Below are 20,451 nucleotides of genomic sequence, written 5' to 3' on the forward strand. Positions count from 1 at the left end.
CTTCAAAGGACCTCACCATGACCCGCGCCGTCATCGTCTCCACCGCCCGCACGCCGCTCGCCAAGAGCTGGAAGGGCGCCTTCAACATGACGCATGGCGCCACCCTGGGCGGCCACGCCGTGCAGCACGCCGTGGCGCGCGCCGGCATCGATGCCGCGGAGGTCGACGACGTCATCATGGGCTGCGCCAACCCCGAGGGCGCGACCGGCGCCAACATCGCGCGCCAGATCGCGCTGCGCGCCGGCCTGCCCATCACCACCTCGGGCATGACCATCAACCGCTTCTGCTCCTCGGGCCTGCAGACCATCGCCACCGCGGCGCAGCGCATCGTGGCAGGCGAGGGCGAGGTCTACGTGGCCGGCGGCGTGGAGAGCATCTCCTGCGTGCAGAACGAAATGAACAAGCACATGCTGGCCGACCCCTGGCTGGTCAAGCACAAGCCCGAGATCTACTGGAACATGCTGCAGACGGCCGAGCAGGTGGCCAAGCGCTACGACATCGGCCGCGATGCCATGGACGAGTACGGCGCCGCCAGCCAGCAGAAGGCCGCGGCCGCGCTCGAAAAGGGGCTGTTCAAGGACGAGATCGCCCCGATCACCGTGGTGGCCGGCGTGGCCGACCCGGTGCTGGGCCTGCGCACCAAGGAAGTCACCGTGGAGAACGACGAGGGCATCCGCGCCGGCACCACCAAGGAAGGCATCAGCGGCATCCGCCCGGCCATTCCCGGCGGGCTGATCTCGGCCGGCAACGCCAGCCAGTTCTCCGACGGCGGCGGCGCCTGCGTGGTGATGGAGGAAACGTACGCCGAAAAGAAGGGTCTCAAGCCGCTGGGCCGCTTCCTCGGCTTCGCCGTCGCGGGCTGCGAGCCTGACGAGATGGGCATCGGTCCCGTGTTCGCCATCCCCAAGGTGCTCAAGCGCCTGGGCCTGAAGATCGACGACATCGACCTGTGGGAACTCAACGAGGCTTTCGCCGTGCAGGTGATCTACTGCCGCGACAAGCTGGGCATTCCCGGCGACCGCCTGAACGTCAACGGCGGCGCCATCGCGGTCGGCCATCCCTACGGCGTGAGCGGCCAGCGCCTGACCGGCCACGCGCTGATCGAGGGCAAGCGCCGCGGCGCCAAGAAGGTCGTGGTGACGATGTGCATCGGCGGGGGCATGGGCGCGGCGGGGGTGTTCGAGGTTCTGTGAAGTCGGACCTCCGAACGCAGAAGGCGCCGAGGTTTCGCAGAAGATGTCCTGGTCTGCGACCTTTGCGTGATCGTTGCGGCTTCTGCGCTCGGTTCCCGAACTGAAAGTCACCCATGAGCCTCCGTCCCACCCTCGACTTCCTCCTCTACGACTGGCTCCGCGCCGAGTCGCTCAACGAGCGCGCGCGCTTTGCCGACCACTCGCGCGAGACCTTCGACGCCGTGCTCGACACCTGCGAGCGCATCGCACGCGAGAAATACGCGCCGTACAACCGCACCGTCGACACGCAGGAGCCGCACTTCGACGGCGAGAAGGTCGTCCTGCCGCAAGCAACGCACGACGCGCACAAGGCCTTCGTCGAATCGGGCATGCTGAGCGCCGCGCAGGACTACGAAATCGGCGGCATGCAGCTGCCGTACACGCTGCAGGCGGCGGCCAACAGCTTCTTCGCGATGGCCTCGGTCAGCATCGGTTCCAACATGCTGACCAGCGGCAATGCCAACCTGCTGATGGTGCATGGCACGCCGATGCAGCAGGCGGTGTTCGCCCGCAACGAGTTCGCGGGCCGGTGGGCAGGCACCATGTGCCTGTCGGAGCCGCAGGCGGGTTCCAGCCTCAGCGACGTCGCAACCCGCGCCGTGCCGGACGGGCCCGACTACCAGGACGATCCGCTGGGCCCGCGCTACCGGCTCACCGGCAACAAGATGTGGATCTCGGCCGGTGACCACGAGCTGACGGAGAACATCGTTCATATCGTGCTCGCCAAGATCCCGGACGAGAACGGCAAGCTGGTCCCGGGTACGCGCGGCATCTCGCTGTTCATCGTGCCGAAGAAGCTGGTCGACACGGAAGGGCGGCTCACCGGCCAGCGCAACGATGTGGCGCTGGCCGGGCTCAACCACAAGCTCGGCTGGCGCGGCACCACCAACACGCTGCTCAACTTCGGCGAGGGCAAGTTCCCGGTGGACGGCAAGGCCGGCGCGATCGGCTACCTGGTGGGCCAGCCCGGCAAGGGCCTGCACTGCATGTTCCACATGATGAACGAGGCGCGCATCGGCGTCGGCACCGCGGCCGCCATGCTTGGCATGGCGGGCTACGAGGCCTCGCTGGACTACGCGAAGAACCGCCCGCAGGGCCGCCCCGCCGGCCCGGCCGGCAAGGACGCCGCGAAGCCGCAGGTGCGCATCATCGAGCACGCCGACGTGCGCCGCATGCTGCTGGCGCAGAAGTCCTATTGCGAAGGCGCACTGGCGCTGGAGCTCTACTGCGCGCGCCTGGTCGACGAGCAGAAGACCGGCGACGCCGAGGCCGCCGACGACGCGCGCCTGCTGCTCGAGGTGCTGACGCCCATCGCCAAGAGCTGGCCCAGCGAATGGTGCCTGGAAGCCAACTCGCTCGCGATCCAGGTGCACGGCGGCTACGGCTACACGCGCGACTTTCCGGTGGAACAGTACTGGCGCGACAACCGCCTCAACATGATCCACGAGGGCACGCACGGCATCCAGGCCGCGGACCTGCTGGGCCGCAAGGTGCTGATGGAAGACGGCCGCGGCCTGCAGCTGCTGGCCGCGCGCATGACCGACACCATCGCCCGCGCCACGGGCGTGCCCGCGCTGGCGGGGCATGCCAACGCGCTCGCCGAAGCCCTGCAGCACATCGGCAGCGCCACCCGTGCGGCCTGGGCCACCGGCAACCCGCAGGAAGCGCTGGCCAATGCCGTGCCCTACATGCAGGCCTTCGGCCACACGGTGCTGGCCTGGATCTGGCTCGACGTCGCCGAGCACGCCCTGCGCGCCGATGCCGCCAGGGCCCTTGCGGCGACGGCCGGGCGCGTCGGCGCCACCGACTATTTCTTTCACTATGAATTGCCCAAGATCGGCGCCTGGCTCCAGGTGGTGGAGCGCCGCGACCCGACCTGCGCAACCCTGCCCGAGGAAGCCTTCTGATGAGCGCCACCGACCCCAACCCCCATGCGAGGCTCGAGAAGTGGATCTGGACCCTGATCTACGGCGGCCTGTTCCTGCTCATCCTCGGCATCGCGACCGGCCGCGCCAGCGAGGCGCTGGGCTGGTCGCTGGCCATGCCCGGCGTGTTGCTGGCCGTGGCTGGCGTCGTTCTCATCTACGTTCGTTCGAGGCTCAAGCCATGATCAAGCACATCGTCATGTGGAAGCTGAAGGACCCGGCCAAGGCGCAGCTCTTCAAGCAGAAGCTCGACAGCTGCCAGGGCCTGGTGCCCGGCATGCGCCAGTTCGAGGTCGCCGTGCGCACGCCCGGCCTCGAGGCCAACTGCGACGTGGTGCTGTGCTCGGCCTTCGACGACCCGGCCGCGCTGCAGGCCTACCTGGAACACCCGCAGCACGTCGAAGTGTCTGCGGTGCTCGGCACGCTGCGCGAATCGCGCAGCGTCCTCGACTATCAAACCCCCTGACCCCGGAGAAGATTCCATGAGCGCACGAAGCATCCAGAAGCTGTTCGACCTGAGCGGCAAGACCGCGCTGATCACCGGCGGCTCCCGCGGCCTGGGCCTGCAGATGGCCCATGCCCTCGGTGAGGCCGGCGCCAGAGTCATGCTGAGCTCGCGCAAGGCCGAGGACCTGGAACAGGCCGCGGCCGAGCTGCAGGCGGCCGGCATCGACGCCCGCTGGATCGCTGCCGACTGCTCGAAGGAAGAAGACACGCGCCGCCTCGCCGACCAGACGCTGGAGCGCATGGGCGCGATCGACATCCTGGTCAACAACGCGGGCGCCAGCTGGGGCGCGGCGGCCGAGGACCATCCGGTGGAGGCCTGGGACAAGGTCATGAACCTCAACGTCCGCGGCTACTTCATCCTCGCCCAGCAAGTCGCGCGCGGCTACATGATCCCGAAGAAGAGCGGGCGCATCATCAACATCGCCTCCATCGCCGGCCTGAACGGCAACCCGCCCGAGATGCGCACCCTGGCCTACAACACCTCCAAGAGCGCGGTGATCGGCTTCACCCACACGCTCGCGGCCGAATGGGGCCGCTACAACATCAACGTCAACGCGATCTGCCCGGGCTTCTTCATGACCAAGATGGCGGCCGGGCTGATCAAGTCCATGGGCGAGGAAAAGATGGCCTCGCATGCGCCGCTCGGCCGGCTAGGCGACGACGAAGACCTCAAGGGCATCACGCTGCTGTACGCCAGCGACGCCGGCAAGCACATCACCGGCCAGTGGCTGGCGGTCGACGGCGGCGTGAGCGTGGTCCTCGGGGCCTGAGATGAAAAGCCCCCACGCTCATCACTTCGTGTATTGCTGCCCCCCCAGGGGGCGCTCAGCGCCCTTCGGGCGGCCGGGCGGACGCTGACATGGCATCCGGGTCCGACGACATCAACGTCCGCTCGTACACGAGCCAGATCCCCTTCGCGCGCCACCTCGGCTTCGAGCTCACCCGGTTCGAGGGCGGCGAATCCGAGATCCGCTACACGGCGAAACCCGAGCATCTCAACACCTTCGACGTGACCCACGGGGGTGCCTGCATGACGCTGCTGGACATCACCATGGCGGCCGCGGCGCGCAGCCAGACGCCCGAGATCGGCGTGGTCACCATCGAGATGAAGACCAGCTTCATGCAACCCTCGATCGGCCCGCTGCATGCGCGCGGACGGCTGATCCACCGCACCGCCACGCTGGCCTTCACCGAGGCCACGATCTACGATGAACAGGAGCGCGTCTGCGCCCACGCGACCGGCACCTTCAAGTACGTGAAGCGGCGCCTTCCCACCGGCCCTGGCAGTGCGAATGCCATGCGGCCGCCATCCACAGACTGAGCGAGAGTTAACATGCCTACCAACCGTCAGCAACTGCTCGACAACCGGCCCGACGGCGAAGCCGTCGCCTCCAACTTCAAGCTCGTCAGCGTCGAGACCCCGCCGCTGAAGGAGAACCAGGTCCTGGTGCGCCACCACTACATGAGCCTGGACCCGTACATGCGCGGCCGCATGAACGACGCCAAGAGCTATGCCCAGCCGCAGCCCCTGGGCCAGGTGATGCAGGGCGGCACCGCCGGCGAGGTGGTCGAGAGCCGGCACCCGAAATTCGCGGTGGGCGACAAGGTAGTCGGCTTCGGCGGGTGGCAGGAATACAGCGTAGTCGATGCCACGCAGCCCGGCGCCCTGAAGAAGGTCGACACCACCCATGTGCCGCTGTCGCACTACCTCGGCGCGGTCGGCATGCCGGGCGTGACGGCCTGGTACGGGCTGGTGAAGATCATCAATCCCAAAGCCGGCGAGACCCTGGTGGTCACCGCCGCCAGCGGCGCGGTGGGCAGCGCCTTCGGTGCGCTGGCCAAGGCGCGCGGCTGCCGGGTCGTCGGCATCGCGGGCGGTGCCGACAAGTGCAAGTACGTGAAGGACGAGCTGGGCTTCGACGCCTGCATCGACTACAAGCAGCATCCCGACGTGAAGAGCATGAGCGCCGCGCTGAAGGAAGCCTGCCCCGATGGCATCGACGGCTACTTCGAGAACGTCGGCGGCTACATCTTCGACGCGGTGCTGCTGCGCGCCAATGCCTTCGCGCGCATCGCGCTGTGCGGCATGATCGCCGGTTACGACGGGCAGCCGCTGCCGCTGGCCAACCCGGCGCTGTTCCTCATCAACCGGATCAGGCTCGAGGGCTTCATCGTCAGCGAGCACATGGAAGTCTGGCCCGAGGCGCTGGCCGAGCTGGGGCAGCTGGTCGCCAGCGGCAAGCTCAGGCCGCGCGAGTCGATCGCGCAAGGCATCGAGTCGGCGCCCGAGGCCTTCCTCGGCCTGCTCAAGGGCAGGAACTTCGGCAAGCAACTGGTCAAGCTGATCTAGTCGACCCGGGCTCGATCCGCGCAAGGAGGCCATGATGGACACGACGCACGAGGTCTTCAACCAGCCGGCGCCGCTGGCGGACTACAACCTGTTCCTGACCAACAAGGCCTTGCGCGATGCGCTGAAGTTCAACGCGCCGCAGCTGCAGCTGGCGCCGCTCGAGCACCTGGGCGGTGTGCTCGGCTCGGCCGAGATGCAGCTCCATGCGCGGCTGGCCAACACGAACCTGCCGGTGCTGCACACGCACGATCGATTCGGGCGGCGCATCGACGAGGTCGAGTTTCATCCGAGCTACCACGTGCTGATGAAGGCGGCGGTGGGGGCGGGATTGCATGGCACGCCATGGACCGGCGAATCGGCTTCGCCCCACGTGCAGCGCGCCGCCGGCTTCATGCTCTTCACCGAGCTCGAACCCTCCATCCTCTGTCCCGTCTCCATGAGCTACGCCGTCACGCCTGCCCTGCGCGGCAACACGGCCATCCACGCGCACTGGGGTCCCAAGCTCGCGAGCCTCTGGTACGACCCCGCGCTCAAGCCCTGGCGCGACAAGCCGGGCGTGACCATGGGCATGGGCATGACCGAGAAGCAGGGCGGTTCCGACGTCCGCGCCAACACCAGCCGCGCCGTGCGCGTCGGCAGCGACGCCTGGGGCGAGCGCTACGAGATCACCGGCCACAAGTGGTTCTTCTCGGCGCCGATGTGCGACGCCTTTCTCGTGCTGGCGCAGGCGCCGGCCGGCCTCAGCTGCTTCTTCCTGCCGCGCGTGCTGGACGACGGCAGCCGCAACGCGATCCGCATCCAGCGCCTGAAGGACAAGCTGGGCAACAAGGCCAACGCCAGTTCCGAGGTCGAGTTCCACGGCGCCAGCGCCTGGCTGGTGGGCGAGGAGGGCCGCGGCGTGCCGCAGATCCTCGAGATGGGCACCATGACGCGCCTGGACTGCGCCCTGGGCACCAGCGGCCTGATGCGCCAGGCGCTCAGCCTCGCGCTGAACCACACCTCGCAGCGGCAGGCCTTCGGCAAGCCGCTCGTCGAACAGCCGCTGATGAAGAACGTGCTGGCCGACCTCGCCCTCGAAAGCGAAGCGGCCACCGCGCTGGCGATCCGCCTGGCGCGCGCCTTCGACCATCCGCAGGACGCGCACGAGCGCCTGATGGCGCGCCTGCTCACGCCGGTCGCCAAGTTCTGGATCTGCAAGCGGGGCAGCCACTTCGCGCAGGAGGCGATGGAATGCCTCGGCGGGAACGGCTACGTGGAGGAGGGCGGCGAGGGCGTGATGGCGCGCATCTACCGCGAGATGCCGCTCAACTCGATCTGGGAAGGCGCCGGCAACATCATGGCGCTCGACCTGCTGCGCGGCCTGCGCAAGGGCGACGCCATCGCCGCGCTGGCGCAGGAGCTCGCGCCCGCGCGCGGCAGCGACGCCGCACTCGACCGCCTGGCCGACGCGCTGCCCGCCCGCATCGAGGCCATGGCCACCGAGACCGAGGCGCGCCGACTCGCACAGGACGTGGCGCTGGCCGTGCAGGCCGCGCTGCTGGTGCAGACCGCACCGCCGGCGGTGGCCGCCGCCTTCTGTGCCTCCCGCCTCGGCGGCGAATGGGGCCAGGCCTTCGGCACCCTGGGCGCCGGCACCGATTTCGATGGCGTCATCGCGCGCGCCATGCCGCAGTGAGCGCCGCAAGAAAGCAAGAACATGCCTGACCTGATCCTCCACCACTACGCCACCTCGCCCTTCTCCGAGAAGGTGCGCCTCGTGCTCGGCTACAAGAAGCTGGCCTGGAAGTCCGTGATCATTCCGCAGATCGCGCCCAAGCCTGACCTGATCGCGCTCACCGGCGGCTATCGCCGCACGCCGGTGCTGCAGATCGGCGCCGACATCTACTGCGACACCGCGCTCATCTGCGACGTGCTGGAGCATGTCGCGCCGTTGCCGTCGCTGTACCCCGAGCCGGGCAAGGGGCTGGAGCGCGTGGTCGCCCAATGGGGCGACACCATCCTCTTCTGGGTCTCGATGGCCTACAGCTTCAGCGGCAAGGGCACGGCCGACCTGTTCGCCAACACGCCGCCCGAGATGGCGAAGGCTTTCAGCGAAGACCGCAAGGCCATGGCCGTCAACATGACGCGGCACCGTCCCGGCGATGCAGCTGCGGCCTACAAGTCCTACCTGCGGCGCATGTCCGACATGCTGGACAACACCGACTACCTGGTGGGCGCGTACCCCACTGCGGCCGACTTCGCCTGCTACCACCCGCTGTGGTTCACCCGCAAGCGCACGCCCTCGATGGCCGGCATTCTGCAGATCACGCCCGCGGTGACCGACTGGATGGACCGCATGGCCGCCATCGGCCACGGCGCCATGGAAACCTTCGACGCGGCGCAGTCCATCGCCGTGGCCGCCGCCAGCATGCCGCACACGCTGCTGTCCGACAGCACCTTCCAGGATGATCACGGCATACCGCTGGGCACGCGCGTCACGGTCGCTGCCGAGAGCTTCGGCCCCGAGCCCACCGAGGGCGAACTCATGGCCGCGACCCGCACGCACTACACGCTGCGCCGCACCGACCCGCGGGCCGGTACGGTGCATGTGCACTTTCCGCGCATCGGGTACACGCTGCGCAAGGTTGAAGGCTGAGCTTCGTTTTTTGACAAGGACTCCCATGATCCAGGACTTCCAAGGCACCACCGCCGTTCTCACCGGCGCCGGCTCCGGCTTCGGCCTCGAATGCGCGCGCATCGGCGCGGCGCGCGGCATGAACCTGGTGCTGGTCGACGTGCAGCAGGACGCGCTGGACAAGGCGCGCGCAGAAATGGAAGCCGCCGGCGCCCAGGTGCTGGCGCGCAAGGTCGATGTGGCCGATGCGGGCCAGATGGAACAGCTTGCAAGAGACGTCAAGGAGCGCTTCGGCGCGCCGCACTTCGTGTTCAACAACGCAGGCGTGGGCGCGGGCGGCCTGGTGTGGGAGAACACCGTCGCCGATTGGGAATGGGTGCTCGGCGTCGACCTCTGGGGCGTGATCCACGGCGTGCGCCTGTTCACGCCGATGATGCTCGAGGCAGCCGCGAAAGACCCGGCCTATCGCGGCCACATCGTCAACACCGCCAGCATGGCGGGCCTGCTGACGCCACCCAACATGGGCATCTACAACACCGCCAAGGCCGCGGTCGTGAGCCTCACCGAGACGCTCTACCAGGACCTGAAGCTCATCACCGACCAGGTCGGCGCGAGCCTGCTGTGCCCGTACTTCGTGCCCACCGGCATCACCAGCAGCGAGCGCAACCGGCCCGGCGCGCTGGCCGCCGACCAGCCCACCAAGAGCCAGCTCATCGGCCAGGCCATGAGCAACAAGGCGGTGAGCAGCGGCAAGATCACGGCCGCCGAGGTGGCGCACAAGGTGTTCGAGGCGATCAGCGCCAACCAGTTCTACGTATTCAGCCACCCCCGGGCGCTGGGCAACGTGAGGAGCCGCATGGAGAACATCGTTTCCCTCACCAACCCGGCCGATCCCTTCCTGGAGCGGCCCGAGATCGGCGCGCGACTGCGCGCCCAGCTGCGCGGCGCGGACTGAGCACGCCGCGCGCCCCCAGGGGCCAGGTCGGACTCGGGAGGGCGCCCGCGTAGGCCTGCGCTGGCAGACAGTGCGCCTGCTTTGGTGACACTGATCGGATGCTGAATCAAGCCTACGCAACGCCCGAAGCGGCGCGGCGCGACTACGGCCCCGTGCATGCGCAACCGACCAAAGCCGACCTCGGCGCCCAGCTGGCGCGGCGCGCCGATGAATGGATCCGGCATGCAAGTCCGGCCGAGTTGCTGAGCGTCATCCTCTCCGGCGGGCTCAGCCCGGTGATCGTGGAAGAGGATGGCCAGATCCGCACCGGCATCGAGCTCGGCGAACAGCCGGGCCTGCTGTCGAAGCTCGGAATCATCTGGTCGGACCTGCCGCCGGCGGAAACGCTGCCGATCGCCGCGCTCGTCTGGGAGGCCACGCCGCCGCCCGCCGACAGCCGCCTGTGGGAGGCCTGGCTGGCCCTCGATGGCCACGCCCGGGAGGGCGCGCGCCGTTTCCTGCACGATGAGGTCGACCAGAACATCCCCCTGTTCGAAGCCTGCGCCGAGGCGTGGCTGCGCGAAAAGTAAACCTTCGTTGTACCTGTTGCATTCGGTTGTAACCCGCTGCTTCTTCAACAGGCAATCCGGTGGCAGGCCTTGCGGGACAAGGCTTCGCGAAGTTGCTCCTGCAGTTTTCCACAAGCTTGTCCACCTTCGGCGGGGACATTTCCGCGGAAGGTGGGACAAGGGCGACGTGACGTCAGGGGTTCTGTTTCCGCACTTGCCATCGGGCCGGGGCGCACTACGCTGTCCTGAGGCAGGCCTTTGCCTTTGCCGCGTTTGCCCCAACCCAAGGAGATCTGCATGGCTTATGTCGACGGGTATGTTCTTCCGGTCCCCAAGCGCAACATCGAGCAGTACCGCGAGATGGCCACCAAGGCGGGCACGATCTGGCGCGAGCACGGCGCCCTCGAGTACCGCGAGTGCGTGGCCGACGATGTCAAGTCCGGCGAGCTGACGTCCTTCCCGCAGGCCGTCAACCTGAAGGACGACGAGCTCGTCGTCTTCTCGTACATCGTGTACGAATCGCGCGCGCACCGCGACGAGGTCAATGCCAAGGTGATGAGCGATCCGCGCCTGGCGGACATGATGGACCCCAAGACCTTGCCGTTCGACGGCAAGCGCATGTTCTGGGGTGGGTTCGAGACGCTGGTCTCGGTGTGAGCTGATTCGCTGCAGGCTGCGCCTGCCTGCGCCGCGATGGACGATCGGGATGTCGTCCGAATTCGCGTCGACGACTCGCTGCGTGCTCGAGTGGCGTACCCCCTGGTAGCACGCCCGACATGCGGTGCGGGCCGAGCGACCCCACTGCGGCGGTCGCTTCGCGACTTCCCTGCGGTGCTCGCCTTTCGCGGGGTCTCGCTCGAACTCGCTTCGCTCAAACAGTCGCGAGCCCTGATCCGCGAAAGGCTGCGCTCCTCGGCGCCGCAGAGGGGATCGCCCGACCCGCACCGCATGCCGGGCTTGGGGGTGTGCGGGCGATGCGTGCACTCGGAGGGCCGGTGCCCCCGCCCCAGCCCTCCCCAAAGGGGGAGGGAGCAATACCGCCTGCCCTCAACGGAAGCGCGATGTCCCTTCCCCCGACTTGCTCCCCCTTCCTGGGAGGGCTGGGGTGAGGGCACCGGACCTACCCACGGCACCGGACCTACCCACGGCACCGGACCTACCCACGCAGGCACGCGGCATGCCCTGGGCCGGCCGGGTGCGCCGGCATGCAACAAGCGTCGCGCATTGTTTGAGCAATGCGAGTTTGCGCCGATCTCACTGCTGCGTGCAGCACAGGGAAGGGGCGAATCAGCGCGTGTAGAGCGCTCGCTCTTCACCAAGGAACGAGGGCGACAAAGCAGTCACTCATAGTGAGACAGCAAGACGATCAGGAGGCACAGCAATCACCGCGGCACGCGGTGGCGCGGATGCATTCAGGGCAATCGGCACATCCTGGACTCGCTGCTTGCGGCGCAATGCGCCCACTTCAGACGCGCGATCACCATGAAGCTTCTTTTCAAAATCAAACATCTACTTCACAAGCCACCTGCGGCGCGAGTCGAATCGACACCGCTGTCCAAGGCCAAACAGCCGGGCCCCGCCGGTTCGCCAAGGCCAATTCGGCGGCTGGAGATCAGTCGAGGTCAGGCCAGCAGAGAAATGAAAGGCCGGCGCGCGCCACCTCCGACTTTGTGGATTCAGGACTTCGGCGATCGATTCAAAGAAGTGCACAGGTGTCTGCAAGTCTGCAAGACATCGCAGGCCTGGATTTCCGGGACGACGGCAGCATCGTCGCGATATCGAAGCTCGGAGAGAAAGCGCTCGATTCCATCACCAACGCCATCAATATCCTCGTAGACCCGAACGGCCCCGAGGTGAACCAACTCAAAGCGGCATGCACGCTGATCCGCATGGTCAAGCCGTCCGAGCGGGTGGCCCTTCTTTCGAAGCTGAGTTCCAATCACATCAGGGCGTTGGCGATCAGTGACGATACGGAAGTGCGCGGAGCCATGAACCGGGCATTGCAGGTGGCAGGCCGCGATGCGCTGCGTTGCCAGGATTTCCCCCGATTCCTGAAGACACTGTCGTTTTGTTCGCTCGAGACCGGCGTGAGCTTGATGGAGCTTTTCCCGCCGCTGACCGCGGAGATGGTCGAAGGCTTGCACAAGGACGTCGTTGTCGAAGCTGTGCGCCTGACGGTGGAACGGATCATGAGGTTGCCCGACCCTGCTGCGATCCTGACGGAACTTGACTCACTTCTATCGACGGCCGACGCTCTCGGGGAAGTCGATCTCCCGCGAGCAGTGGCGATGAAATGCACCATCTGGCCCGCTCTGAACCCGAAGGGGGTCTCCGATCCGGTAGCTGGCAGCATACTGAAGGAACTGCAATACAGAGCCTTGCTTCCGGTACTCACTCCGCAGTTGTTCAAGAGCATCCCTGTTGGCCTGAAAGATGACGAAGTCGCGCGCGTCGTCAAGGAACAAGAAGTTGTTTCGCAGAACTTCAACACGAGCCTGCATCACCCGCCGGGAGCTGCGCCGCCGATTCCAGAGGTCAAGGAGTTCCTTGACTTTCTGGATGCCATGGACAAGGGGGACTTGAGCAAGGCTGCAAGGCTGGGTTGTGGCTCGACGAACAAGGGTTTCCGTACCTACGCATACGACGAACTTTCGGAGCCCGTCATCCAAAAGGTCAAAGATGAGCGAGTCTACGTTCTGGAAAGCGAGTTTCCGGTCAGTGAAAGAATTGGTTCCGACCCTGGACAGTTCCAGATGCTGCTTGAAAACCTTGGGATCGCGAGCAATGGTGATCCGCGCAGCCAAATGATCAAGGCGCTGCCGACGCTCTGTGATGCCGATCATTCCTTTGTGCTGGACTTCATTCTGATTGCAGACCAAGGCAAGGAGCTGGTTGCACAGGCCGTGGTTGACTGCCTTTTGAAAGGGCACTACAGCAGCGCCATAGTCGCCTCACTGTTCACGGAAGTCGCTGATCGCGTTGATCTCAAGTCCGTCCTTCTCAAGGAGATCGGAGCGTCGGAGCTACCGGCTTCAGCGGTGATGAAGATCGTCATCGATCATTTGAAGGGCGGCCTTCCGCATGGCGCCGAAGCCGCTGCAAGGATCTACTCGCTGACCGAAGAGTTGAAAGGCACCCGCGAGAGCCTGCGTAGTCAAATGCGCGTACTGCTGCCGACGCTCTGCGATGCGGATCATTCCATCGAGCTTGACTTCGTGCTGAGGACGGGGCTGGGCCAGCGTTTGGTCGCGCAAGCCGTGGAGGACTACATTCGGCACGGGGAGCTCAATGCCGCTACGGTCGCCTCGCTGTTCAAGGCACTCGCGCACCGTGTCGACCTTCGGTCCGCGGAGTTGTTTTCGATCGATCCCAAGTGGTTGCTAAGCAGCCTCAGGCCGACCCCGAGTGTTCACACATTGATCAAGGGATTGGTGAACGTCGGATTCGATGCAGATCAACTCACTGAATGCACCCAGCTTTTGCACCAATGGCGCTCGGGCTGGAGGCTGCTGCTGATTCCCTGCCAGGATGAATCGGCTTATCAGCATCAATTCGGTTTTGGGATCTATTCGACTCTCTCAATCAAAGCCATCGAAGACGCCGCCCTGGACGCTGAACGAGGTGGCTTGAGAGATAGGATGGATCTTCCTGCACTCAGGATTCCCCAGACCCTGAATGCGATGCTGAACGTCAGCGTCGCTGACAAACCATTGTTGTCCGATCAAGACCTGGTTAACGTCATGCGCGCGGTTGTGAGCAGTGAATCCTTGGCAAAAAGTACGCTCGAATGGGCATCGGATGTGAGCACGGATGGGGTCGTGCAGAGGAGGGTGTACAAGGCGATGGCCTATGTCCTCATGAGCCTTCAGCATGACCTCTCTCCATCCCGATTCGTTGCGGGATCGTCAGCCCATCCTGCCGTTGCGGCTGTGGCCTCCACGATGATGAAGACCATGCCCTTGAACCTGAAGCCAGCGTTTCGCAAGGAAGCCTGGTGGAACGATTTGGCAGCGTGGGCTGAGATCGCCTGATCTTGCCGGTGTACGCGAGAAGCGCCACTCACCGATACGACAGCACCAACCCATGCACCAGCCGCGTCCACCCGTCCAGCATCACGAACAGCAACAGCTTGAACGGCAGTGAAATCGTCGTCGGCGCAATCATCGACATCCCCAGCGCCAGCAGCACGGTCGCCACGATGAGGTCGACCACGACGAACACCAGGTAGATGATGAAGCCGATCTGGAAGGCTCGGGTCAGCTCGCTCAGCGTGAAGCTGGGCACCAGCACCATGAAGTCGTCCGCGCGCAGCTGCTCCGCCCGCGCCTGCGGCCAGATGTTGGAGGCGGACTTCAGGAAGAACTGCCGCTCCCGCTCGTGCGTGTGCTTCTGCAGGAACTCCTTCAGCGGCGCCTTGGCCGCGTCGATGACGGCCACGATGTCGTTCAGTCCCTCGCCCTTGGCGCCGAAGCTGCGGTTGCGCAGCGCATCGCCCACGTCCATGCCGACCGGCGCCATGATGTAGACCGACAGGATGATCGCGATGCCGTTGAGCACCATGTTCGGCGGCGTCTGCTGCAGGCCGAGTGCGGTGCGCAGCAGGCCGAACACGATCACCAGCTTGGTGTAGCTCGTCACCATCAGCGCCACGAAGGGCGCGACGCCGAAGGCGACGATCAGCGCGACCAGCGTGAGAGGTTCGGGGAGTCCGCCCTGCATCTTCGCTGCCCGCTCGCTCAGACTTCGCCGGGCGCGAACTCCGACACGCGCACACCGAGCCGGTCGCCCACCGCGACCAGGTAACCCTTGCCCAGCACATTGCCGTGCGCCAGGATGCGCACCGGGCTGCGGTTGAGCGGCTGGCCGAGCTCGAACACATGGCCGGCACGGATGCTCTTCAGTTCGCCGAGGGAGAGCGACAACTCGCCGACCTCGAAGCGCAGCGTCACCTCCAGCGCATCGAGCCGGTCGATCGGCAGGTTGACGCTGGCGTCGGCAGTGGGGGCGGGGGTGTCTGGCTTCATGGCGCTGTCTTTGGATTGCGAAACGGTGATGCGCGAGCCCTCGGCGAAGGCCGTGAGCTGCCGGCCCGCGGGCCCGCCGAGCGCGGCCGTGACCACGATCGCCGCACCCGAGGAGCTCCATTGCTCGATACCGACGATGTCGCCGGGACGGATGCTGTTGATCTCGCGCAACTGGATCGGCGTGCTGCCGATCAGGAAATGGACGGGCAGCCGCAACGCGTCGAAAGCCGCGCCCGGTTGCGCCGCGTGCCGGGCCGCATCGGCCGGCACCAGCGCATCGAGCGTCGCGCCGTCGTCGAACTGCACGAAGCCGCGCAAGGCCGTACCGCCCGCGGCCGCCGTGGCGATGAAGAAAGCCGCGCGTTCCGGATCGCAGGCCGGCGCCGCATCGCCGGCCTCCGGCGGCTGCCATTCGAAATGCAGGCGCAGCGCCTTCTCCAGCGCATCGGCGACCGGATGCAGCGCATCGGCCAGCAGGATGTAGCGCAGCTCGCGCGGCAGCAGCTCGAGCCGGCGCTCGCCGAGCAGCGCCTGCAGGCTCGGCGCATCCAGGCCCAGATGCCCCACGTGCGCGCCGAGCCTGAAGCGATAGCTTTCGCGCACCGCCTGCAAGGGCGCGGTGTCGTGCCGCCAGGACAGGCGGTAACGCACATCGCGCGCCAACAACAGATCGCGCGGCGGTGCCGTGCCATACAGCCGGTTGAGTGCCCGCACGTGCGCAGGCTCCGCCCGCGGCAGCGCTCGCGCCTCGCTGAGCGCCGTCACCGGCTCAGCGGCCTGCGCGGGCATGTGTGCTTTCGTTGAACAAATCGCTGGGTCCTGTCACTGTCCACAGTCCGCGCGGGCAGCGGGCCGCTGTCGCATCGCGGCGCAGCTTAGCGAAAGCGACCGGGCGCAGGTAGTACGCAAATGCGTAGTTCCATCCACGCGACACGGCCGCGGATTCCTACGAGAACTCGTGGTTGCCGTAAACAGAGGGTGCCACTTAGAGTCCGCCGCGACGTGATCTTTTTCACGTTCGAGGCCGGCGCGTCGCGCCGGATCGCAAGGCCAGAACGCACACACCAACAACCATGGCGAGCCCCGCCCGATCCTTGCCGCAGCCGTACCGCGGCAGCCTGCGCGACCTGTTCGCGAGCGCTGGCCGCTACAACGACCTGCTGCTCGCGGGCCTGCTGGTGGTGGTGGTGGCGCTGTTCGTGCTGCCGCTGCCGACGCCGCTGCTGGACCTGCTGATCGCGTGCAACCTGGCGATCAGCCTGGTGCTGCTGATCGTGGCGATGTACGTGCCCTCGGCGCTGTCGCTCTCGACCTTTCCGTCGCTGCTGCTCTTCACCACGCTGTTCCGGCTGGCGCTCAACATCGCTTCCACCAAGCTGATCCTGCTTCAGGCCAATGCCGGCCACATCATCGACACCTTCGGCAAGCTGATCGTCGGCAACAACGTGGTGGTCGGCGGCGTGGTCTTCCTGATCATCGCCATCGTGCAGTTCATCGTGATCGCCAAGGGCTCGGAGCGCGTGGCCGAGGTGGCGGCGCGCTTCGCGCTGGACGCGATGCCGGGCAAGCAGATGAGCATCGACGCCGACGTGCGCGCCGGCGTGCTCTCCTCGGCGCAGGCGCAGAAGCGGCGCCAGCTGCTGGAGCAGGAATGCCAGCTGCACGGCGCCATGGACGGCGCGATGAAGTTCGTCAAGGGCGATGCCATCGCGAGCATCGTGATCGCGCTGGTCAACATCCTGGCGGGCATCGCCATCGGCACGCTGATGCACGAGATGAGCCTTTCCGGCGCGCTGCAGCGCTACGCCATCCTGACGGTGGGCGACGGCATGGTCTCGCAGATCCCCTCGCTGCTGGTCTCGATCGCGGCCGGCATCGTGATCACCCGCGTGGGCAGCGGCGAGCGGCGCGACGCGCAGCTCGCCAGCCAGATCGGCGAGCAGCTGATGGCGCATCCGCGCGCGCTCGTCATCGCCGGCCTCGCAGTGGCCAGCTTCCTGGTGGTCCCCGGCTTTCCCAAGTGGGTGTTCGGCCTGCTGGCCGCGGTGATCATCGGCCTGGGCCTGGCGATGCGCAGTCTGCGCGAGCGGGGGCGCACGCCGGGCTGGATCTCGCATCGCGAAGGCGTGGCCGAGGAGGAGGGCGAGAACGCCCATGCGATCGCCTCGCCCCTGGCCGTGCGGCTGTCGGACACGCTGCGCGGCGCGGTCGACCGCCATGCGCTGGACCAGCAGCTCGCCGGCGTCAAGACCGCCGTCGAGTCCGACCTGGGTCCGGTGTTCCCACGCCTGCAACTGGCCCACGCGGCCGGCCTGCCCGAGCACGGCTACCAGGTGCTGGTGCACGACGTGGTGGTGTCCGAGGGCCTGCTCAGGCCGGGCTGGCAGTTGCTCGATCCGGCCGAGGCCGCCACGCCGCCGGCCGGCGCGCAGGTGGCCGAGCCCTTCGGCCCCTTCGCGCGCGTGGTGTGGGTGCAGGGCACGCAGCCCGGCTTGCGGACGTGGGAGGCGGAGGAGGTGGTGGGCCTGCACGTCGACCACGCGGTGCGCCGCAACGTGCGCGAGCTGATCGGCCTGCAGGAAGTGCAGAACCTGCTGCATTCCGTGCAGCGCGATGCGCCCGAGCTCGCGGCCGAGGTCGCGCGCGTGGCCTCGCCGCAGCGCATCGCCGAGGTGCTGCGACGCCTGCTGCAGGAGGGCATCCCGATCCGCAACCTGCACGCCATCTTCGAATGCCTGGCGATCTGGGCGCCCAAGGAGCAGGACTCGATCGCGCTGACCGAGCTGGTGCGCATCCACCTGGGCCGCTACATCACCAGCCGCTACGTGGGCCCGGGGCGCCAGCTCGAGGCCATCCTTTTCGAATCCAGCCTGCTCGAGCGCGTGCAGAACGCGGTCGAGCGCTCGCCGCGCGGCAACCTGCTGCTGCTGAGCCCCGCCGTGACGCAGGACATCCGCGAGCAGGTGCGCCGCATCCTCGGCTCGAGCGCCAACCGCGTGGTGGCCATCGCGTCCTCCGACGTGCGCCGCTACGTCAAGACCCTGATCGAGCCGGTCGCGCCGACGCTTCCTGTGCTGTCCTACCAGGAAGTCGACGAAGACGTGGCCCTGCAGCCGGTGGGCTGGGTCACCAATCCGCAAGCCCATTGATCGATGAACCGCCCCCTGCGCACCGAGCGAACCCACCAGCCCCATGACCCCGCAGAACATCCTGGACATCACCCGCGAAGGCCTGCTGCTCGTGCTCTGGATCTCGCTGCCGGTGGTGGTGGTGGCCACGGTCACGGCACTGGTGGTGGCCGTGCTGCAGGCGGTCACGCAGGTGCAGGACCAGAGCATCGGCCAGTCGATCCGCCTGATCGCGGTGATGGTCGCCATCATCGCCACCGCCGGCTGGCTGGGCCGCGACGTGATGCGCTTCGCCGAGCGTGCCTTCCACACGCTCACTTCATTGCCGTGAGCTGGGCCATGGTCGCCGTGCCGATTCGCAGGGCCGCGCAGCAAGCCTGGCTGCTGCTGGGCCTGGCCGCGCTGCTGCTCGCCGCGGCGCAGCCCGCTGCGGCGGCGGAGCTGCGCTGGAACCAGCGGCCCTTCCAAATCATCGCCAACGAGAAGCCGCTGCCCGACTTCCTGCGCGAGCTCGCCTCCTCCCAGAACATCACGGCGGTGATCGACCCCAAGGTGGCCGGCGTGATCAGCGGCAAGTTCTCGGGGCCAGCGCAGCACATCCTCAACAGCGTGTGCGCGGTCAACGGGCTGACCTGGTATTACGACGGGGCCTTCCTCTACATCGACCTGGCGGCCGACTCGCGCAGCGACGTGCTGCCGATCGCCCCCGAGAACGCCAGCCGCATCGCCGAGACGCTGGTGCGGCTGCGAATTTCGGACGAACGCTACCCGCTGTCGATCAGCGAGAGCGATGCCAGCGTGCACGTGACGGGCCCGAAGCGCTACGTCGAGATGGTGCGCCAGGCCGTCAAGCTCGCCGACCAGCGCAGCGCGCTGGCCGACGGCGCCGAGATCCGGCTGTTCCCGCTCAAGTACGCCTGGGCCGCCGACTTCAGGATCAACCGCTCGGGCAAGGAGACCGTCATCCCCGGCGTGGCCAACGTGCTGCGCAGCCTGTACGGCCGCAACGGCAATGCCCCGGGCAGCAGCAGCGGCCGCGGGCCGAGCGCGCCGTTCTCGGTCGGTCCCAACCGCCAAATCAAGCTGCGCAGCGGCGAGTCGATCAACGCGCCCAAGATCGAGATGCCGGGCATGGGGCCGGTGGGCGGCGACGCCGCGGGCGCGGGCATGCCGGTCGCTTTCGGCAACGAGCTGCCCCAGTTCCAGGCCGACACCCGCATGAACGCGGTCCTGGTGCGCGACACGCCCGAGCGCATGGGCCAGTACCAGCGCCTCATCGAATCCATGGACGTGCGGCCGCGGCTGATCGAGATCGAAGTGACGATCATGGACATCAGCTCCGACACGCTCAGCAGCCTGGGGATCGACTGGCGCCTGCACGGCCGCCACGGCGACTTCCAGACCGGTCGCGGTGACCGCGGGCCGTTGAGCTGGGACGGCGCCACCACCGAGTCCGGCCAGGTCGGCGGCACCAACAGCCTGGGCCAGGTCACCACGCCGCTCGGCGGCATGCTCACCGCCGCCATCGGCAACAGCGCGCGCAACTACCTGCTGGCCCGCGTGACCGCGCTGGCCACCAACGGCGACGCCAACTTCGTCGCACGGCCCAAGGTGATGACGCTGGACAACACGGAGGCCGTGCTCGAGAACCTGAGCGAGTTCTACGTGCGCGTCGACGGTTTCCAGGACGCCGGGCTGTTCAGCATCACCGCCGGCACCGCGGTGCGCGTGACGCCGCTGATCATCGAAGAGAAGAGCGGCCGCGGCGTGATGATGTCCATCGACATCGTCGACGGCGACCTCAGCCAGCAGGCCGTCGACCGCATCCCGATCGTGCGCCGACGCACCGTCAACACCCAGGCGCTGGTGGACGAGGGCGCGAGCCTGCTGATCGCCGGCTACTCGTCGGAGGAGCGCTCCAACGCGACCACCGGCGTGCCCGTGCTCAAGGACATCCCGGGCGTCGGCAACCTCTTCAAGTACAGCGACAAGAAGCAGGTCAACATGGAGCGCTTCTACCTGCTGACCCCGCGCCTGGTGGTGCCGGGCTCCGCCGCCTCGGCGCCGGTGCTGCCGCTCGGCCCTCTCTCGACGCCGGCGCCCACGCCGGCACCCAGGGCGACGCCCGTGTCGGTGGCGCCCGCGGTGGCGCCCGGAGCCTGACTGCG

18 protein-coding genes are annotated in these 20,451 nt (G+C 67.2%); 16 read left to right on the forward strand and 2 right to left on the reverse strand.

From position 1 onward, the window contains the following. Positions 1 to 17: 17 nt before the first annotated feature. The 13 genes from J2739_RS17605 (at position 18) to J2739_RS17665 (ending at position 14,162) form a co-directional block, all read left to right on the forward strand. Positions 18 to 1,193, forward strand: coding sequence for an acetyl-CoA C-acyltransferase (locus J2739_RS17605; RefSeq protein ID WP_309903911.1), 1,176 nt, complete (start codon positions 18 to 20; stop codon positions 1,191 to 1,193). A 113-nt stretch (positions 1,194 to 1,306) separates the two neighbouring features. Further along, positions 1,307 to 3,139 (forward strand): acyl-CoA dehydrogenase, encoded by a 1,833-nt coding sequence (locus J2739_RS17610; RefSeq protein ID WP_309903913.1) that lies wholly within the window; start codon positions 1,307 to 1,309, stop codon positions 3,137 to 3,139. Next, complete coding sequence (locus tag J2739_RS17615) at positions 3,139 to 3,342, forward strand: hypothetical protein (protein ID WP_309903915.1); 204 nt, start codon at positions 3,139 to 3,141, stop codon at positions 3,340 to 3,342. The genes J2739_RS17610 and J2739_RS17615 overlap by 1 nt, the downstream gene beginning before the upstream one ends. Next, positions 3,339 to 3,623 carry a Dabb family protein gene (locus J2739_RS17620; protein ID WP_309903917.1) on the forward strand — a complete coding sequence of 95 codons (285 nt, stop codon included), beginning with the start codon at positions 3,339 to 3,341 and terminating at the stop codon, positions 3,621 to 3,623. The genes J2739_RS17615 and J2739_RS17620 overlap by 4 nt, the downstream gene beginning before the upstream one ends. Positions 3,624 to 3,639: 16 nt before the next feature. Continuing rightward, positions 3,640 to 4,434 (forward strand): SDR family oxidoreductase, encoded by a 795-nt coding sequence (locus tag J2739_RS17625; RefSeq protein ID WP_309903919.1) that lies wholly within the window; start codon positions 3,640 to 3,642, stop codon positions 4,432 to 4,434. Between the two features lie 89 nt (positions 4,435 to 4,523). Beyond that, the gene (locus J2739_RS17630; protein WP_309903921.1) at positions 4,524 to 4,985 is read left to right on the forward strand and encodes a PaaI family thioesterase; all 462 of its coding nucleotides are present in this window, start codon (positions 4,524 to 4,526) and stop codon (positions 4,983 to 4,985) included. Between the two features lie 12 nt (positions 4,986 to 4,997). Continuing rightward, positions 4,998 to 6,014 (forward strand): NADP-dependent oxidoreductase, encoded by a 1,017-nt coding sequence (locus tag J2739_RS17635; RefSeq protein ID WP_309903923.1) that lies wholly within the window; start codon positions 4,998 to 5,000, stop codon positions 6,012 to 6,014. A gap of 34 nt (positions 6,015 to 6,048) precedes the next feature. Next, positions 6,049 to 7,689: an isovaleryl-CoA dehydrogenase gene (locus J2739_RS17640; RefSeq protein WP_309903925.1), complete on the forward strand. Its 1,641-nt coding sequence runs from the start codon at positions 6,049 to 6,051 to the stop codon at positions 7,687 to 7,689. 21 nt (positions 7,690 to 7,710) lie between these two features. Continuing rightward, positions 7,711 to 8,649, forward strand: a complete 939-nt coding sequence (locus J2739_RS17645; protein WP_309903927.1) for a glutathione S-transferase family protein — start codon at positions 7,711 to 7,713, stop codon at positions 8,647 to 8,649. A gap of 25 nt (positions 8,650 to 8,674) precedes the next feature. Next, the gene (locus tag J2739_RS17650) at positions 8,675 to 9,583 is read left to right on the forward strand and encodes an SDR family oxidoreductase (RefSeq protein ID WP_309903929.1); all 909 of its coding nucleotides are present in this window, start codon (positions 8,675 to 8,677) and stop codon (positions 9,581 to 9,583) included. A 98-nt stretch (positions 9,584 to 9,681) separates the two neighbouring features. Beyond that, positions 9,682 to 10,152: a hypothetical protein gene (locus tag J2739_RS17655; RefSeq protein WP_309903931.1), complete on the forward strand. Its 471-nt coding sequence runs from the start codon at positions 9,682 to 9,684 to the stop codon at positions 10,150 to 10,152. Positions 10,153 to 10,428: 276 nt separating this feature from the next. Beyond that, positions 10,429 to 10,788 carry a DUF1428 domain-containing protein gene (locus J2739_RS17660; protein ID WP_309903932.1) on the forward strand — a complete coding sequence of 120 codons (360 nt, stop codon included), beginning with the start codon at positions 10,429 to 10,431 and terminating at the stop codon, positions 10,786 to 10,788. Positions 10,789 to 11,843: 1,055 nt separating this feature from the next. Then, on the forward strand, positions 11,844 to 14,162 hold the full coding sequence (locus J2739_RS17665; RefSeq protein WP_309903935.1) for a hypothetical protein: 2,319 nt from the start codon (positions 11,844 to 11,846) through the stop codon (positions 14,160 to 14,162). Positions 14,163 to 14,190: 28 nt separating this feature from the next. On the opposite strand, the gene sctR is transcribed toward J2739_RS17665, so the two are convergent. Together sctR and sctQ are read right to left on the reverse strand one after the other, a co-directional pair. Next, positions 14,191 to 14,850 carry a type III secretion system export apparatus subunit SctR gene (sctR, locus tag J2739_RS17670; RefSeq protein ID WP_309903936.1) on the reverse strand — a complete coding sequence of 220 codons (660 nt, stop codon included), beginning with the start codon at positions 14,848 to 14,850 and terminating at the stop codon, positions 14,191 to 14,193. Positions 14,851 to 14,867: 17 nt separating this feature from the next. Then, positions 14,868 to 15,944 carry a type III secretion system cytoplasmic ring protein SctQ gene (gene sctQ, locus J2739_RS17675; RefSeq protein ID WP_309903938.1) on the reverse strand — a complete coding sequence of 359 codons (1,077 nt, stop codon included), beginning with the start codon at positions 15,942 to 15,944 and terminating at the stop codon, positions 14,868 to 14,870. A 284-nt stretch (positions 15,945 to 16,228) separates the two neighbouring features. Between sctQ and sctV the strand changes: the two genes are divergently transcribed. From sctV to sctC, 3 genes are read left to right on the forward strand one after another with little or no spacing between them, the layout of a single operon-like run. Then, positions 16,229 to 18,304: a type III secretion system export apparatus subunit SctV gene (gene sctV, locus J2739_RS17680; RefSeq protein ID WP_309903940.1), complete on the forward strand. Its 2,076-nt coding sequence runs from the start codon at positions 16,229 to 16,231 to the stop codon at positions 18,302 to 18,304. Between the two features lie 43 nt (positions 18,305 to 18,347). Next, complete coding sequence (gene sctS, locus J2739_RS17685; protein ID WP_086922159.1) at positions 18,348 to 18,614, forward strand: type III secretion system export apparatus subunit SctS; 267 nt, start codon at positions 18,348 to 18,350, stop codon at positions 18,612 to 18,614. Further along, positions 18,611 to 20,446: a type III secretion system outer membrane ring subunit SctC gene (sctC, locus tag J2739_RS17690; RefSeq protein WP_309903942.1), complete on the forward strand. Its 1,836-nt coding sequence runs from the start codon at positions 18,611 to 18,613 to the stop codon at positions 20,444 to 20,446. The genes sctS and sctC overlap by 4 nt, the downstream gene beginning before the upstream one ends. The last annotated feature ends 5 nt before the right edge of the window (positions 20,447 to 20,451 follow it).

Source organism: Variovorax soli (assembly GCF_031454625.1).
In the GTDB taxonomy this organism is placed as follows: Bacteria; Pseudomonadota; Gammaproteobacteria; order Burkholderiales; family Burkholderiaceae_C; genus Variovorax; species Variovorax soli_A.

Excerpts from the sequence above, each read along its gene's own strand:
- J2739_RS17605 (WP_309903911.1), top strand. The coding sequence starts at position 18 with ATGACCCGCGCCGTCATCGTCTCCACCGCCCGCACGCCGCTCGCCAAG.
- J2739_RS17610 (WP_309903913.1), top strand. The coding sequence starts at position 1,307 with ATGAGCCTCCGTCCCACCCTCGACTTCCTCCTCTACGACTGGCTCCGC.
- J2739_RS17615 (WP_309903915.1), top strand. The coding sequence starts at position 3,139 with ATGAGCGCCACCGACCCCAACCCCCATGCGAGGCTCGAGAAGTGGATC.
- J2739_RS17620 (WP_309903917.1), top strand. The coding sequence starts at position 3,339 with ATGATCAAGCACATCGTCATGTGGAAGCTGAAGGACCCGGCCAAGGCG.
- J2739_RS17625 (WP_309903919.1), top strand. The coding sequence starts at position 3,640 with ATGAGCGCACGAAGCATCCAGAAGCTGTTCGACCTGAGCGGCAAGACC.
- J2739_RS17630 (WP_309903921.1), top strand. The coding sequence starts at position 4,524 with ATGGCATCCGGGTCCGACGACATCAACGTCCGCTCGTACACGAGCCAG.
- J2739_RS17635 (WP_309903923.1), top strand. The coding sequence starts at position 4,998 with ATGCCTACCAACCGTCAGCAACTGCTCGACAACCGGCCCGACGGCGAA.
- J2739_RS17640 (WP_309903925.1), top strand. The coding sequence starts at position 6,049 with ATGGACACGACGCACGAGGTCTTCAACCAGCCGGCGCCGCTGGCGGAC.
- J2739_RS17645 (WP_309903927.1), top strand. The coding sequence starts at position 7,711 with ATGCCTGACCTGATCCTCCACCACTACGCCACCTCGCCCTTCTCCGAG.
- J2739_RS17650 (WP_309903929.1), top strand. The coding sequence starts at position 8,675 with ATGATCCAGGACTTCCAAGGCACCACCGCCGTTCTCACCGGCGCCGGC.
- J2739_RS17655 (WP_309903931.1), top strand. The coding sequence starts at position 9,682 with ATGCTGAATCAAGCCTACGCAACGCCCGAAGCGGCGCGGCGCGACTAC.
- J2739_RS17660 (WP_309903932.1), top strand. The coding sequence starts at position 10,429 with ATGGCTTATGTCGACGGGTATGTTCTTCCGGTCCCCAAGCGCAACATC.
- sctR (WP_309903936.1), bottom strand. The coding sequence starts at position 14,850 with ATGCAGGGCGGACTCCCCGAACCTCTCACGCTGGTCGCGCTGATCGTC.
- sctQ (WP_309903938.1), bottom strand. The coding sequence starts at position 15,944 with ATGCCCGCGCAGGCCGCTGAGCCGGTGACGGCGCTCAGCGAGGCGCGA.
- sctV (WP_309903940.1), top strand. The coding sequence starts at position 16,229 with ATGGCGAGCCCCGCCCGATCCTTGCCGCAGCCGTACCGCGGCAGCCTG.
- sctS (WP_086922159.1), top strand. The coding sequence starts at position 18,348 with ATGACCCCGCAGAACATCCTGGACATCACCCGCGAAGGCCTGCTGCTC.